Source organism: Streptomyces sp. HmicA12 (assembly GCF_000373565.1).
Lineage (GTDB): Bacteria > Actinomycetota > Actinomycetes > Streptomycetales > Streptomycetaceae > Streptomyces.
This window is the reverse complement of sequence record NZ_KB891802.1, coordinates 198381-212394: the sequence shown is the minus strand read 5'-3', so window position 1 is coordinate 212394 and position 14014 is coordinate 198381. Positions and strand designations below refer to the sequence as shown.

Here is a 14014-nt window from a genome sequence, read left to right as displayed (position 1 = left end):
TCGGCAACGGAACCGAGCCTCACTCCCCCGGAATCCGAACCGGCAACCCCCGCAGGGCACTTCGCAGGGCAGCCGCCAACTCCCGGTACTCCGCGGAGCGAGCCGCGCCCGCGCGCATGGCGAGAGCCACCCTGCGCGTGGGCGCCGGCTCGGCGAAGTACCCCGTCAGCAGCTGACTGCTGCGACTGGTCTCGACGGCCACGGCGGTCCGCGGAAGAAGCGTCACCCCGAGCCCGCCGGCGACGAGTTGGACCAGCGTGGAGAGCCCGGCGGCCGTCGTGGTGACGGGAGCGTCGTCGCGGCCCGCCTCCCGGCAGATGTCCAGGGCCTGGTCCCGCAGGCAGTGCCCCTCGTCGAGGAGCAGCAGATTCAGCTCGCGCAGCGCCTCGCGCGGAATCCCCTCCCGGCCGCCCAGCCAGTGGTCGAGCGGCGTGACGAGCACGAAGTCCTCGTCGAACAGGGGGAGTTCGGTGATGCCGGGCACCCCGAGCGGCACGGCGAGCAGCAGCAGATCGAGCCGCCCGGCGCCGAGCCCCTCGACCAGCGACGCCGTCTGCTCCTCGTGCACCTGGAGATCCAGGTCCGGGTACGTGTCGTGCACCAGCCGCAGCACGGTCGGCAGCAGGTACGGCGCGACCGTCGGGATCACGCCGAGCCGCAGCGCCCCCGTGAACGGCGCGCGCACCGACTCCGCGTCCTCCATGAGCGCCCCGACCTCGTCGAGCACGGCGCGCGCCCGCACCGCGATCCGCTCCCCGGCGGGCGAGAGCAGCACTTTTCTCGTCGTACGCTCGACAAGGGTCACCCCCAGCGTCTCCTCCAGGGCCGACACGGCCCCCGACAGCGCGGGCTGGCTCATCCCGATCGCGGCCGCCGCGTCCCGGAAGTGCAGATGCTCCGCGACCGCGGCGAACGCCCGCAGCTGCGCCAGGCTGGGCTGACGGCGCCGCGCACCTGCGGGTTTCCCCTTGACTACGGCCATTGATAGCCACCTCCGATCAACACGACCGAGTCTAGCTATTTCCGTAATCAATGCACTCTGTGCCACGATCTTGCACAGTCCAACCCACGGAAAGGTCCCCCAAAAAGGGACGATTCCAAGCTGCAAGGAGAGCGCGTGCTCACTGTCGGTGACAAGTTCCCCGAGTTCGACCTGACTGCCTGTGTCTCGCTGGAGAAGGGGCAGGAGTTCGAGCAGATCAACCACAAGACCTACGAGGGCAAGTGGAAGATCGTCTTCGCGTGGCCCAAGGACTTCACCTTCGTGTGCCCGACCGAGATCGCCGCTTTCGGCAAGCTGAACGACGAGTTCGCCGACCGTGACGCCCAGGTCCTCGGCTTCTCCGGCGACTCCGAGTTCGTGCACCACGCCTGGCGCAAGGACCACCCGGACCTGACGGACCTGCCCTTCCCGATGCTGGCCGACTCGAAGCACGAGCTCATGCGTGACCTCGGTATCGAGGGCGAGGACGGCTTCGCGCAGCGCGCCGTCTTCATCGTCGACCAGAACAACGAGATCCAGTTCACGATGGTGACCGCCGGTTCCGTCGGCCGTAACCCCAAGGAGGTCCTCCGGGTCCTCGACGCGCTCCAGACGGACGAGCTGTGCCCGTGCAACTGGAGCAAGGGCGACGAGACCCTGGACCCGGTCGCGCTGCTCTCGGGCGAGTGAACGGGAGTATCTGACATGGCTCTCGACGAACTGAAGTCCGCCATACCGGACTACGCCAAGGACCTGAAGCTCAACCTGGGCTCGGTCATCGGCAACTCGGACCTGCCGGCGCAGCAGCTGTGGGGCACGGTCCTCGCGACCGCCATCGCCGCGCGCTCGCCGCGCGTCCTGCGCGAGCTGGCGCCCGAGGCCGAGGCGAACCTGTCGCCCGAGGCGTTCAAGGCCGCGAAGTCGGCTGCCGCCGTCATGTCGATGAACAACGTCTTCTACCGCACGCGTCACCTGCTCTCGGACAACGAGTACGGGACGATGCGCGCCGGTCTGCGGATGAACGTCATCGGCAACCCGGGCGTCGACAAGGTCGACTTCGAGCTGTGGTCGTTCGCGGTCTCCGCGATCAACGGCTGCGGCATGTGCCTCGACTCGCACGAGCAGGTGCTGCGCAAGGCCGGCGTCGACCGCGAGGTCGTCCAGGAGGCCTTCAAGATCGCGTCCGTCATTCAGGCGGTGGCGGTCACGCTCGACGCGGAGGACATCCTGTCGTAGCGGGCTGAATGGGGCCGGGCCCCGACACCTTGTGGTGTCGGGGCCCGGCTCTTTTGCGTCTCATGGTCGGCTGGCGGCCGGTGGGGCTTCTCGCGCAGCCCCCACTAATCGTCGGTCGACGGATCAACCGGCGCGACCGAGACCGCCGTCGCTCCGTGCGGTACCGGGGACTGGCGCAGTGCCGCCTCCTGGGACCAGCTCCGCAGGTAGCCGACGACCGTGTTCGTGACGGCCACGAGCGGTACGGCCACCACCGCGCCGCCGATCCCGGACACCATGCTCCCGGTCGCGACGGCGAGGACCACGGCCAGCGGGTGCACCCGTACGGCCCGGCCGAGGATGAACGGCTGCAGGATGTGCCCCTCGATCTGCTGCACCGCGAGGACGACCGCCAGCACCATCACGGCCGTGAACACGCCCTGCGTCACGAGCGCCACGACCACGGCGAGCGCTCCGGAGACCACGGCGCCCACGAGCGGGATGAACGCGAACAGGAAGATGAAGACCGCCAGCGGCACGGCCATCGGGACCCCGAGGAAGTAGATGCCGAGGCCGATGAAGATGGCGTCGATCAGAGCGACTATCACCGTGCCGCGGACGTAGGCCGTGAGCGTGCGCCAGGCCCGGGGACCCGCACCCGCGATGCCCGGACGGGCCTGCGCCGGGACGAGCTTGAGCGTCCAGTCCCAGATGCGCCGGCCGTCGTAGAGCAGGAACAGCGTCGAGAACATCGTGAGAAGGATGCCGGTCATCGCCTCGACGATGACGGTGACGCCTTCCAGGCCCGCCGTGGTGATCGCGTTCGTGTTGGCCCCGATGGCGTCGCGCAACTGCTTCGCGATGTCGTTGATCTGGTCCTCGGTGACATGGAACGGGCTGTTGAGCAGCCACTTCCTGAGCTCGTCGATGCCGTCCTGGACCTGGTCGGAGAGCGTGTCGATGTTCTCCTGGACCTGCCAGACCACGAACCAGCCGACGAGCCCCATGATGACGAAGCCGAGGATCGCCGTGAGGGCGGTGGCAAGGCCCCGCGGCACCCCGTGCCGGCGCAGCCGCGCCACCGTCGGCTGCAGCAGCGCCGTGATGAGGAGCGCCGCGACGAACGCGAACACCACCAGCTGTACGGAGCTGATGACCTTCATCAGGACCCAGAGCGCGCCCGCCAGCACCAACAGCCGCCAGCCCGCCTCGGCGGCGACCCGAAGGCCCCACGGCACGGCGACGACCGGCTCGGGCCGGGGCGCTATGGCCGGTGCGTACGCCGGCGGCGGCGGTACCTGGTCCTGCGGCGCACCGTCCGACGCGGGCTCAGACTCCTTCGCCTGCCCGGCGGATGGCGCGGGCCGTGCGGGCGCGTGCGAGTGCGGCAGGTCGCCGTCCCGGTCCCGCTCCGCCTCGGCCCTGCGCTCGTCCAGGCGCTCGCCGACCTTGCTGATCCCGGCACCGACTCGGCCGAGCCAGCCTGGAACTCGCGACATGATCCGTCCTCTGATTTCCCCCGCAGGGGTCCCCGTGCGCACCGTCCACTCCCCCCGGAGCGCCTTTGCCACGACCGTACATGGCTATACCACCGGAGCCCCTCACCGTAGGACGGTGAAGGGCTCCGAAAGGTTGAACGCGGTGCGCTCTAGTACCAGTGGTTGGCCTGCCAGAACGACCAGGCCTCGCACGGGCTGCCGTAACGGCTGTCCATGTAGTTGAGGCCCCACTTGATCTGGGTGGCCGGGTTCGTCTGCCAGTCGGCGCCCGCCGTGGAGTACTTGGAGGCGGGCAGTGCCTGGAAGAGACCGTAGGCGCCGGAGGAGGCGTTGGTGGCCCGGTAGTTCCAGCTGGACTCGTGGTCCACGATGTTGCTGAAGCACTGGAACTGACCGGACGGCACCATCTGCCGTGCCATCGCCTGGATCTGGGCGACGGAGTACGACGACTGAGTGGTGAAGCTGGAGGCGTCGCGGGTCTCGGAACGGCTGGCGGCCTTCTTGGCCTCCTCGCGCTCCTTCGCCTCCTTCTCAGCCTTCTCCTTAGCCGCTTGCGCGTCCTGCTGCTTGGCGATGGCGTCCTCGGCGGCCTTCTTACGGGCCGACTCCTCCGCCGTCTTCTGCGCAGCGTTGTCCGCGGCGATGGCCTGCGTCTGAGCCTGCTGCTCAAGGGACGAGGTCTGAACCTGGGCCTGCTGGCCCGCGGGTATATCGGCGAGGAGGGTCGCGTCGCTCGCCGTTGCCTCAGCCTCAGCAGGCTGAGCGGTGCTGCCCGAGGCAACACCCACGACGGCGCCGACAGTGGTGACCGCGGTGGCCGAAGCCACTGCGAATCCCCGGACCGAAATCCGGCTCACACGGTTTCCTTCCAGCATCGCCCACTTGAGTGTGACCATCGCGGACGCAATCGTGCCCCTGGCGCTGGCCTCCCTACTGCGGGGTCACGGGAGGCACGGGCCCGGTGGGCAACTCCCTTGCGAGGAGCGCCGCGTGGTGCGCGGGCGGCATACGACGGCCGGTATGGAGTTCAAGGTGCAGCTGATGCTGCGGTGGTGCTGTACCGCTGGGGGTACGCAAGTGCCGTATGCGGGGCCTGACAGGACCGTGACTCTGCCGTATCCGGACACCGCTAGGCAATTCTGCGTTGCGTGGGAAACGTCACACCCCGTTTGCCCCTTGGGATTTCAGGAAACGGGCGCGCGCCAAGGCGCCGCCCGGCTAGGCTCTCTGGCCTTCACCGGACGGCGCCAAGTGGTGCGAACTGGTGCCTACTCCCTCAGATTTGGCCGTCTTCGAGCATTTCGGTCACCAGGGCCGCGATCTGCGACCTCTCCGAGCGCGTCAGCGTGACGTGCGCGAACAGCGGGTGCCCCTTCAGCTTCTCGACGACGGCGACGACCCCGTCGTACCGCCCGACCCTGAGGTTGTCGCGCTGGGCGACGTCATGGGTCAGGACGACACGCGAGTTCGCTCCAATACGGGACAGAACGGTCAACAGGACGTTCCGTTCCAGGGATTGGGCCTCGTCCACGATCACGAACGCGTCGTGCAGCGAGCGGCCCCGGATGTGCGTGAGCGGCAGGACCTCCAGCATCCCGCGGGCCGTGATCTCCTCGATCACCTCGCGGCTCGTCACGGAGGAGAGCGTGTCGAAGACGGCCTGGGCCCAGGGCCCCATCTTCTCGGCCTCGCTGCCCGGCAGATAGCCGAGCTCCTGCCCGCCCACCGCGTACAGCGGCCGGAAGACCATCACCTTCTGGTGCTGGCGCCGCTCCAACACGGCCTCCAGGCCCGCGCAGAGCGCGAGCGCGGACTTGCCGGTGCCGGCCCGGCCGCCCATCGAGATGATGCCGACGTCCGGGTCGAGGAGCAGATCGAGCGCGATCCGTTGCTCCGCGCTCCGCCCCTTGAGCCCGAAGGCCTCCCGGTCGCCGCGCACCAGCCGGACGTTGCCCTCCGGCGTGACGCGGCCGAGGGCCTTGCCACGCTCGGAGTGGATCGTCAGGCCCGTGTGCACGGGGAGATCGGCGGCCTCGGGGACGTAGAGCGTCTCCTCCTCGAAGAGCAGGTCCACCTGCTCACCGGCCAGGGTCAGTTCGGACATTCCGGTCCAGCCGGAGTCCGTGATGGCGAGTTCGGCGCGGTACTCCTCGGCGAGGAGACCGACCGACGACGCCTTGATCCTGAGTGGCAGATCCTTCGAGACGACCGTGACGTCGAACCCCTCGGCCTGCAGGTTGCGGGCCACGGCCAGAATCCGGGAATCGTTGTCACCCAGGCGGTATCCCGAGGGAAGGACGCTGGGGTCTGAGTGGTTGAGCTCGACGCGCAGCGTGCCGCCCAGTTCCCCGGTGGGGATCGGGGCGTCCAGGCGTCCGAAGCGGATGCGGTAGTCGTCGAGCAGGCGCAGGGCCTGCCGGGCGAAGTACCCCAGCTCCGGATGGTGCCGTTTGGCCTCCAACTCCGTGACCACGACGACAGGAAGCACGACTTCGTGCTCGTCGAACCGGGTCATGGCGTTCGGATCGGCCAGCAGGACGCTGGTGTCGAGAACATAAGTGCGCCGGTCGGGCTTGGGAAGGCGCTTGTTACTGGTCACCACGGAAGGACGTACCCCCTCGGATGAGGTCGGGGAGCGACGGAGGAGTTACCGGGCCGGGGGTACCGGCGAAGGGTGCCGGTCGTCGGCCGCGCTGCGCGGGCCGAGAACCGGCCCTCCAAGTCGTCATCCGCACGTGCTCTCGTGCGGTCGTCCTGGTGCAAAGGGCCTCCCGGGCGGGCGGCCCCGTGCCGCCCGCTGAGATGCGGTGTCCTTGGTGCGGACACCGACCTGGGGGGGTTATTCCCTCGAACACGCGCAGCCATGCCAGGGCATATGACGGCGCGTGCGTTAACTCCTGATGACCCCTGTACTTCCCCGCCTCGTCCTGCCTCGTACTGACGGCAGGTCAGCCGCCGAACCTCCGGTGCCGCGCGGCGTAGTCGCGCATCGCGCGCAGGAAGTCGACCTTGCGGAAGGCGGGCCAGAAGACTTCACAGAAGTAGTACTCGGAATGCGCCGTCTGCCACAGCATGAAGCCGGAAAGCCGCTGCTCGCCGCTGGTGCGGATGACGAGGTCCGGGTCGGGCTGGGCACTGGTGTAGAGGTGCTTGCCGATCAGGTCGACGGAGACGGCCTCGGCCAGCTCCTCGAGCGACTGCTTCTTCTCCCCCGCCTCGACGACCATCGAGCGGACGGCGTCGGCGATCTCCTGGCGGCCGCCGTAGCCGATCGCGACGTTGACGAGTATTCCGTCGCGGTGGGCGGTGGCCTCCTCGGCCTCCTTGAGCACGGTCTGCATGCCGGCGGGGAGGATGTCGGTGGCGCCCACGTGGTGGACGCGCCAGCGGCCGTCGGCCGCGAGCGAGCGGACGGTGTCCTCGATGATGCCGAGCAGCGGGACCAGTTCGTCCTGGGGCCGGTCGAAGTTGTCCGTCGACAGCAGCCACAGCGTGACGACCTCGACGTCCGTCTCGCTGCACCAGCCGAGGAACTCCTCGATCTTGTCGGCACCCGCCTGGTGCCCCTGGGCGGTGGTGGATCCGGCGGCCTTCGCCCAGCGTCTGTTGCCATCCATGATGACGCCGATGTGCTTGGGCGCCTGATCGTGGTCCAGGTGGCCTTCGACCCGGCGTGCGTACAGCCTGACCAGCAGGCCGCGCAGCCTGTCGCGCAGGTTCACGGTCTTTTCGCCCCTCCGTGCAGACGGCAGTCCCCGAAGGCGAAAGCGTACCCCCGGAAAACTGGGTGGGAGCTATGGGGTGTCAGAGCACTGACGTAGCTTCGTACCCATGAACGACACCTCTCCCTATGTGGCATCGGCCGACCGCTACGACTCGATGGAATACCGGCGGACGGGCCGCAGCGGTCTGAAGCTGCCCGCGATCTCGCTCGGCCTGTGGCACAACTTCGGGGACGACCGCACCCTCGACTCCCAGCGCGCGATCCTGCGCCGCGCCTTCGACCTGGGCGTCACGCACCTCGACCTGGCGAACAACTACGGCCCGCCGGCCGGTTCGGCCGAGCTCAACTTCGGCAAGATCTTCGCGCAGGACTTCGCCCCGTACCGTGACGAGCTGGTCATCTCGACCAAGGCGGGCTACCTGATGCACCCCGGTCCGTACGGGGAGTGGGGCAGCCGCAAGTACCTGCTGTCGTCGCTCGACGCGTCGCTGAAGCGGATGGGCGTGGACTACGTCGACATCTTCTACTCGCACCGTTTCGACCCGGAGACTCCGCTCGAGGAGACGATGGGAGCGCTCGCATCGGCGGTGCGGCAGGGCAAGGCGCTGTACGTGGGCGTCTCGTCGTACAACAGCGAGCAGACGGCCGAGGCCGCGCGCCTGCTGAAGGAGATGGGTGTTCCGGCCCTCATCCACCAGCCGTCGTACTCGATGATCAACCGCTGGACGGAGGACGACGGTCTGCTCGACACCCTGGAGGCGGCGGGCATGGGCTGCATCTCCTTCGTGCCGCTCGCGCAGGGCCTGCTGACGGGCAAGTACCTGAAGGGCATCCCGGAGGGTTCGCGCGCCACGCAGGGCAAGTCCCTCGACCCTGACCTGCTGAGCGACGAGGTCCTGCGCCGGCTGAACGGCCTGAACGACATCGCGCGGCGCCGCGGCCAGTCCCTCGCGCAGCTCGCGCTGAACTGGGTGCTGCGGGACGAGCGGATGACGTCGGCGCTGATCGGCGCGTCCAGCGTGAAGCAGCTGGAGGAGAACGTGGCGGCGCTGGCGGGTCCGAAGCTGACGGACGAGGAGCTGACCGAAATCGACTCGTTCGCGGTCTCCACGCCCGGCACGAACATCTGGGCCGGGCGGAGCTGATCCGAGCGGACCGGCCACGGGCGGGACGGGCCCCTGAGCGGGGCTTGTCACGTCCAGTTGTACGGACAAAAAACGGGCCGGTCCGTGGGGGGGAGACGGACCGGCCCGAGGGGGGGTTTCCACCATAACCCTTTGTAAGTGCGGATGCGTGCATCGGCGTGCCACAACTACTCTCCGCAACCGCCCGGCGACTCCCGGAGGTAGCTTTCCGGCCGCTCCACAGCTGGCTCACAGGCCCCCTGGGCCCCGTGTTCACAGGGGCGCCGCCGGAGAATCGGCATCCCTCTCCCGTGTCATGCACCGCGTTGACGCGCCCGGGGCCGACCGGAGAGCCGTCACGGATATGGCGCATTCGGGTCGCGCGGACGGGCGAGGACGCGAAGGGCGGCGAAGGGCCGGGAAAGGTGGGGTGCGCGCGGCGCGGGAGGCATGCGGTACCGCGCAGCCCCCTCCGCAGCGCGGTACCGCCGCGCAGCTTTGCTCACGCGAATTGCCGTTGGTCTGAACTTACGTGAGGTTTACGTGGGGATCGAGTGCGTCTCGATAACGATGCGGAATCGGTCGCTCCGGGCGCCCGATTTCGGCCGATCCACGGCGGTTGCCCTGCCGCGCCCCTACGGTTTGCGGGCCTCGATCAGGTGTCGGGTGCTGTGGGCCACGAACGGGCCCTCCCGCTCGATCCGGGCGTGCAGCGCGCGGAGTCGGGGCTCGTACGCCTCGGCTGTGAAGCCGGGGACCATCCAGACGACCTTGCGCAGGAAGTGGACGACCGCCCCGATGTCGTAGAACTCGATGCGCAGCCGCTCGGCGCGCAGGTCGACGAGGTCCAGGCCGGCCGCCCGCGCCTCGGCGACCTCGCCCTGCGGGTCGCGGCCCCCGCGGACCTCCTCCGGCTGCGGGCCGAGGAAGTACTCGACGACCTCGAACACGCTGCTGGGGCCCACGTGTTGGGCGAAGTAGGTACCGCCGGGGCGCAGTACGCGGGCGATCTCGGTGAAGTGCGCCTTCACCGGGTGGCGGGCGGTGACCAGGTCGAAGGTGGCGTCGGCGAAGGGCAGCGGGGCGTCGTCGGGGGACGCGACCACGACCACGCCGCGCGGGGCGAGCAGCCGGGAGGCCTTCGTCACGTTCGGCGGCCAGCCCTCGGTCGCGGCCATCAGGGGCGGCAGCTTCGGCGCCAGGTTCAGCACCTCGCCGCCGCCGGTGTGCAGGTCGAGGGCCGAGTCGACGGCGGCCAGCCGCTCGCCCATCAGGCCCGCGTATCCCCAGGAAGGGCGCTCCTCGGTGGCGCGGCCCTCGAACCAGGAGAAGTCCCATCCCTCGGTGGGCGCGGCGACGGCTTCGGCGACAAGTTCCTCGTAACTCCGGTGTTCCATGTCATTCATGGTCCCAAGAGGCGTAAGCGCTCTCATCTTCTTTTGTCGGCGGGCACTGCTACTTTCTGCCCACCGGACCTCTGCTCCGGATCATGCGCACGGGGAGGCACAGGCATGACAGGCAAGGCGACGATGAGGCACGTCCCGTACGAGGGCGGGGAGAAGGAAAGCCTGCATGTGGCGCTCGACCGGCACCGGGACGGCGTCGTGTGGAAGCTGGAGGGGCTGGACGAGGAGCGGGCGCGACGGCCGATGACGCCGTCGGGGACCAGCCTGCTGGGCCTCGTGAAGCATCTGGCGACGGTCGAGTACGGCTGGTTCTGCGAGACGTTCGGGCGCGAGACCGAGCAGTTGTGGTTCGACCCGTACGAGGGCGAGGACATCGTCCCGGCCGAGGACGAGACGGTGCAGAGCCTGCTCGCCTTCTACGCGCGGGCGCGCGCCGCCGCCGACCGGGCGATCGCCGAGATCCCGCTGGAGACGACGGGCACGGCCTGGGACGGGCGGACGGTGTCGATGCGCTGGGTCCTCGTGCACATGCTGGAGGAGACCACCCGGCACCTCGGCCACATGGACATCCTGCGGGAGCTGATCGACGGCACGACCGGGTTCCTGCCGCCGGCCGACCCGGAGGCGTGAGCACCGCGGGGGTCGCCCCGAGAGCGGCTCGGGGGTTGTCCACAGGGTCTTCCCAGGGGCTGGCCCTCTTCCCCGGACCCCGGGTGTCGCACATACCCTTGGCGCACCCCCGCCTCACCAGAACCATGGCCCGTGTCCCCACGCCGGGTCCGTCCGTCCCACCACCTCACCGCAGAGATGCGAGCACATGTACGTACGTTCCGCACGTTCCGCGATAGCGAGCTGGCTGACCCGTCTCTACTTCTCCCGGTTGCGGAGGAAGGGGACGGGCCTGGACCTCTCGATTTTGTCGAAGCTGCCCGACGGCGCCCTGCTGCCACTGCGCCGTGAGGGCGTCGACCCGGTGCCCGAGATCGGCGCGCTGCGCGACCGCGAGCCGGTCAGCAGACTCCCGATCCCGGCCATGACGGTCTGGCTGGTCTCGGGCTACGACGAGGCGAAGGAGGTCCTCGGCAACGCCAAGGCGTTCAGCAACGACTTCCGGCACCTGGTCGGCGTGGGGGGTGCCGGCGCCGACCAGAACCCGGGCGGGCTCGGCTTCTGCGACCCGCCGGACCACACGCGGCTGCGCAGGCTGCTCACGCCCGAGTTCACGATGCGGCGCCTGTCCCGTCTGACGCCGCGCATCCACGCGATCGTCGAGGAGCAGCTGGCGCAGCTGGAGAAGGCTGCGCGCGAGTCGCCGGACGGCACCGCCGACTTCGTCGAGCACTTCGGGATGCCGGTGCCCGCGCTGGTGATCTGCGAGCTGCTCGGGGTGCCGTACGAGGAGCGGGAGGCGTTCCAGCAGTTCTCCGTCGCCCGCTTCGACGTGCTGGGCGGCGCGGGCGCGTCCTTCGGGGCCGTGTCCCAGTCGCTCGACTATCTGCGCGGCGTCGTCGCCGAGCAGCGGCGCAACCCGGGCGAGGGCCTGCTCGGCATGCTGGTGCGCGAGCACGGCGACAACATCACCGACGAGGAGCTGACGGGCCTCGCGGACGGGGTGCTCACCGGCGGCCTGGAGACGACGGCGAGCATGCTCGCCCTGGGCACCATGATCATGCTGCGGGACCGTGAGCACTTCACGGCTCTGCGCGACGCGGAGGACCCGGCGGCGGTCGCGGCTCCCTTCGTCGACGAGCTGCTGCGTCACCTGACGGTCGTGCAGACCGCCTTCCCGCGCTTCGCCCGCGAGGACGTCGAGATCGGCGGCATACCGATATCCGGCGGCGACATCGTGATCGTCTCGCTCAGCGCCGCCGACCGGGACCCGCGGCTCGGGGGGCCCGACGACGACATGGACGCGTTCCTGCCCGCGCGCCCGCCCACCTCCTCGCACCTGGCCTTCGGCTACGGCATCCACCGCTGCATCGGCGCCGAGCTCGGCAAGATGGAGCTGCGCGCCGCCTTTCCTCAACTGGTGCGCCGTTTCCCCGAGTTGCAGCTCGCGGTCGAGCCCGCCGATCTGGAGTTCAGGAAGCTGTCGATCGTGTACGGGGTGGACTCGCTGCCGGTGAAGCTCTAGGCACCTGCTCCTTCCCCTCTCCCGGCCCCCTCTCCCGGCCCCTCTCCCTCTTCTCGCCCGCACCACCCGAGCGGTCCCGCCCCACTCGGCATAGGCTGCTGCCGGATGTTCGAGGGTCAACCATTGGTTGACCGGGGGTTCAGGGGACCAGGGGAAGAGGGGCGTAGGGATCATGGATCTCTCGGGGGGCGGCCGGCAGGCTGATCCGGGGGCCGGTTTCACACCGCTGCAGCCGGAGGACCCGGCCGTGGTGGCCGGCTACCGGCTGGCGGCACGGATCGGCGCGGGCGGCATGGGCCGGGTCTATCTCTCGCACACGCAGGGCGGCCGCCCGGTGGCGATCAAAGTCGTACGTCCCGAACTCGCCGACGACCCGACCTTCCGGCGGCGCTTCCGCCGGGAGATGGAGTCGGCACGGCGGGTGCGGGGCGCGTACACCGCCGAGCTGATCGACGGCGACGCGGACGGCAACCCGCCGTGGCTGGCCACGCTGTACGTGCCCGGGCCCTCGCTCGCGCAGGCGGTCCACCGGCGAGGTCCGCTGCCGGTGCCCGCGGTGCTGTGGCTGATGGCGGGCGTGGCCGAGGCGCTGCAGGCCATCCACGCGGCGGGGGTCGTGCACCGCGACCTCAAGCCGTCGAACGTGCTCCTCGCCTCCGACGGCCCGCGCGTCATCGACTTCGGCATCTCCCTTGCCTCCGACGCCAGTTCGTTCACCGCGACGGGTGCGGGCATGGCCGTCGGCACGCCGCAGTTCATGGCGCCCGAGCAGGCGTCCGGCGCGGCGGTCACGGCGGCGACCGATGTGTTCTCGCTCGGTCAGACGGCGGCGTTCGCCGCGCTCGGCACGCCCCTGTACGGGGAAGGGCCGGCGGTCAGCGTCCTCTACCGGATCGTCCACTCCGAGCCCGACCTGTCCCCGCTCCCCGAGCCGCTGCGGCCGCTGATGGCCCGCTGCCTGGCCACCGACCCGGCCGAACGGGCCACGCTCCCGGAGATCATGAGCTGGTGCCGGGAGCAGCTCGGCAGCGGCGCCGACACGGGTGCGGGGCCCACGGTCTGGCAGGAGGTGACGGGGCCCGAGGTCCCGGCCCCGGCGCCGGTACCCGCGTCCACGCCCGCGCCGACCGCCGTGCACACGGTGCACCCGATGCCGCTGGTCACGACGGATCCGCAGGCGCGGACGCAGGTGCGGCCCCGGGACCCGTGGGCGCCGCCGACCGAGCCGAGCGGCCCGCCCGCGCGCAGTCGCGGGGCGAGACTCGCCGTGGGCGCGGCCGTGGCCGCGGGCGTCCTGGTGCTGTCGGTCCTGGCGTGGACGGTGATGGACGCGGCGGGGGGTTTGCGCAGCGGCCATGACGGCTCGAACTCGGCCAAGGGGGCGGCTGGTTCGGGATCTTCGGCCTCGGCCTCCGTGTCTCCGTCGCCGGCGGCGTCCGCGGCGGGGGTGAAGGCGGACGCCGACGGCGAGCGCGGCGCGGGAAAGGGGACGACGGGGTCGGGGTCGGGGTCGGGTTCGGGTTCTGGTTCCGACGGGGCCGTGTCCGCGACGCCGACGGCCGATGCGCACGCCGGGCTGAATCTGGACGCGAAGAGCTCGCTGAGCTTCAAGGATCCGTTCCAGCGCGACGACCGCAAGGGCGAGATCCGGTTCTCCTGCAAGCAGGTCAGCTGTGAACTGACCAGCGACACGGCCTCGTTCATGCAGATCTACGGGAAGCCGGACGCCGACCGCGACATGTGCGAGCTCATGACCAGGTCGAAGAAGTACCGCACGTGGAATCTGTCCGGGGCGGCGGCCGGAACGCAGTTCTGTGTGCGCAGCGCCGACGGCGACATCGCCTCGCTCGTCCTCGACGTGAAGTCGACCGCGATGCCCGAACTCGCTTTCCTGAGGGTGGACATGACGATCTGGCGGAAGCCTTAGCGC

At 69.9% G+C, this 14014-nt stretch carries 12 protein-coding genes; 6 read left to right on the top strand and 6 right to left on the bottom strand.

The genetic code is table 11. The annotated features are described in order from the left end of the window. Positions 1-19 precede the first annotated feature (19 nt). On the bottom strand, positions 20-982 hold the full coding sequence (locus tag B072_RS0111840; protein WP_018530158.1) for a LysR substrate-binding domain-containing protein: 963 nt from the start codon (positions 980-982) through the stop codon (positions 20-22). Positions 983-1117: 135 nt separating this feature from the next. On the opposite strand from B072_RS0111840, the gene B072_RS0111835 reads away from it, so the two are divergent. Further along, a complete protein-coding gene (locus tag B072_RS0111835; RefSeq protein ID WP_018089323.1) occupies positions 1118-1672 on the top strand; it encodes a peroxiredoxin in 555 nt (184 codons plus the stop codon). Between the two features lie 15 nt (positions 1673-1687). Further along, positions 1688-2218 (top strand): alkyl hydroperoxide reductase, encoded by a 531-nt coding sequence (locus tag B072_RS0111830; protein WP_018530157.1) that lies wholly within the window; start codon positions 1688-1690, stop codon positions 2216-2218. A gap of 104 nt (positions 2219-2322) precedes the next feature. Here the strand turns inward: B072_RS0111830 and B072_RS43010 are convergent, their stop codons facing one another. From B072_RS43010 to B072_RS0111810, 4 genes are all read right to left on the bottom strand, one after another. Beyond that, a complete protein-coding gene (locus B072_RS43010; RefSeq protein ID WP_018530156.1) occupies positions 2323-3696 on the bottom strand; it encodes an AI-2E family transporter in 1374 nt (457 codons plus the stop codon). A 149-nt stretch (positions 3697-3845) separates the two neighbouring features. After that, positions 3846-4571 (bottom strand): lytic transglycosylase domain-containing protein, encoded by a 726-nt coding sequence (locus B072_RS0111820; protein ID WP_078506397.1) that lies wholly within the window; start codon positions 4569-4571, stop codon positions 3846-3848. 401 nt (positions 4572-4972) lie between these two features. Next, complete coding sequence (locus tag B072_RS0111815) at positions 4973-6298, bottom strand: PhoH family protein (RefSeq protein ID WP_018530154.1); 1326 nt, start codon at positions 6296-6298, stop codon at positions 4973-4975. A 346-nt stretch (positions 6299-6644) separates the two neighbouring features. After that, complete coding sequence (locus B072_RS0111810) at positions 6645-7418, bottom strand: isoprenyl transferase (protein WP_018530153.1); 774 nt, start codon at positions 7416-7418, stop codon at positions 6645-6647. Between the two features lie 109 nt (positions 7419-7527). Between B072_RS0111810 and mgrA the strand changes: the two genes are divergently transcribed. Continuing rightward, entirely contained in the window at positions 7528-8565 is a 1038-nt protein-coding gene (gene mgrA, locus B072_RS0111805) for an L-glyceraldehyde 3-phosphate reductase (protein WP_026245727.1), read from the top strand. Positions 8566-9179: 614 nt separating this feature from the next. Here mgrA and B072_RS0111800 read toward each other — a convergent pair. Next, a complete protein-coding gene (locus B072_RS0111800) occupies positions 9180-9941 on the bottom strand; it encodes a class I SAM-dependent methyltransferase (protein ID WP_018530151.1) in 762 nt (253 codons plus the stop codon). 114 nt (positions 9942-10055) lie between these two features. On the opposite strand from B072_RS0111800, the gene B072_RS0111795 reads away from it, so the two are divergent. The 3 genes from B072_RS0111795 (at position 10056) to B072_RS0111785 (ending at position 14011) form a co-directional block, all read left to right on the top strand. Beyond that, positions 10056-10580 carry a DinB family protein gene (locus B072_RS0111795; RefSeq protein ID WP_018530150.1) on the top strand — a complete coding sequence of 175 codons (525 nt, stop codon included), beginning with the start codon at positions 10056-10058 and terminating at the stop codon, positions 10578-10580. A gap of 187 nt (positions 10581-10767) precedes the next feature. Further along, a complete protein-coding gene (locus B072_RS0111790) occupies positions 10768-12084 on the top strand; it encodes a cytochrome P450 (protein ID WP_026245725.1) in 1317 nt (438 codons plus the stop codon). Between the two features lie 172 nt (positions 12085-12256). Continuing rightward, positions 12257-14011, top strand: coding sequence for a serine/threonine-protein kinase (locus B072_RS0111785; RefSeq protein WP_018530148.1), 1755 nt, complete (start codon positions 12257-12259; stop codon positions 14009-14011). The last annotated feature ends 3 nt before the right edge of the window (positions 14012-14014 follow it).

What these genes read in the sequence shown, in the direction of transcription:
- B072_RS0111840 (WP_018530158.1), bottom strand. Translation starts at nt 982, where the DNA reads ATGGCCGTAGTCAAGGGGAAACCCGCAGGTGCGCGGCGCCGTCAGCCC.
- B072_RS0111830 (WP_018530157.1), top strand. Translation starts at nt 1,688, where the DNA reads ATGGCTCTCGACGAACTGAAGTCCGCCATACCGGACTACGCCAAGGAC.
- B072_RS43010 (WP_018530156.1), bottom strand. Translation starts at nt 3,696, where the DNA reads ATGTCGCGAGTTCCAGGCTGGCTCGGCCGAGTCGGTGCCGGGATCAGC.
- B072_RS0111820 (WP_078506397.1), bottom strand. Translation starts at nt 4,571, where the DNA reads ATGCTGGAAGGAAACCGTGTGAGCCGGATTTCGGTCCGGGGATTCGCA.
- mgrA (WP_026245727.1), top strand. Translation starts at nt 7,528, where the DNA reads ATGAACGACACCTCTCCCTATGTGGCATCGGCCGACCGCTACGACTCG.
- B072_RS0111800 (WP_018530151.1), bottom strand. Translation starts at nt 9,941, where the DNA reads ATGGAACACCGGAGTTACGAGGAACTTGTCGCCGAAGCCGTCGCCGCG.
- B072_RS0111795 (WP_018530150.1), top strand. Translation starts at nt 10,056, where the DNA reads ATGACAGGCAAGGCGACGATGAGGCACGTCCCGTACGAGGGCGGGGAG.
- B072_RS0111790 (WP_026245725.1), top strand. Translation starts at nt 10,768, where the DNA reads ATGTACGTACGTTCCGCACGTTCCGCGATAGCGAGCTGGCTGACCCGT.
- B072_RS0111785 (WP_018530148.1), top strand. Translation starts at nt 12,257, where the DNA reads ATGGATCTCTCGGGGGGCGGCCGGCAGGCTGATCCGGGGGCCGGTTTC.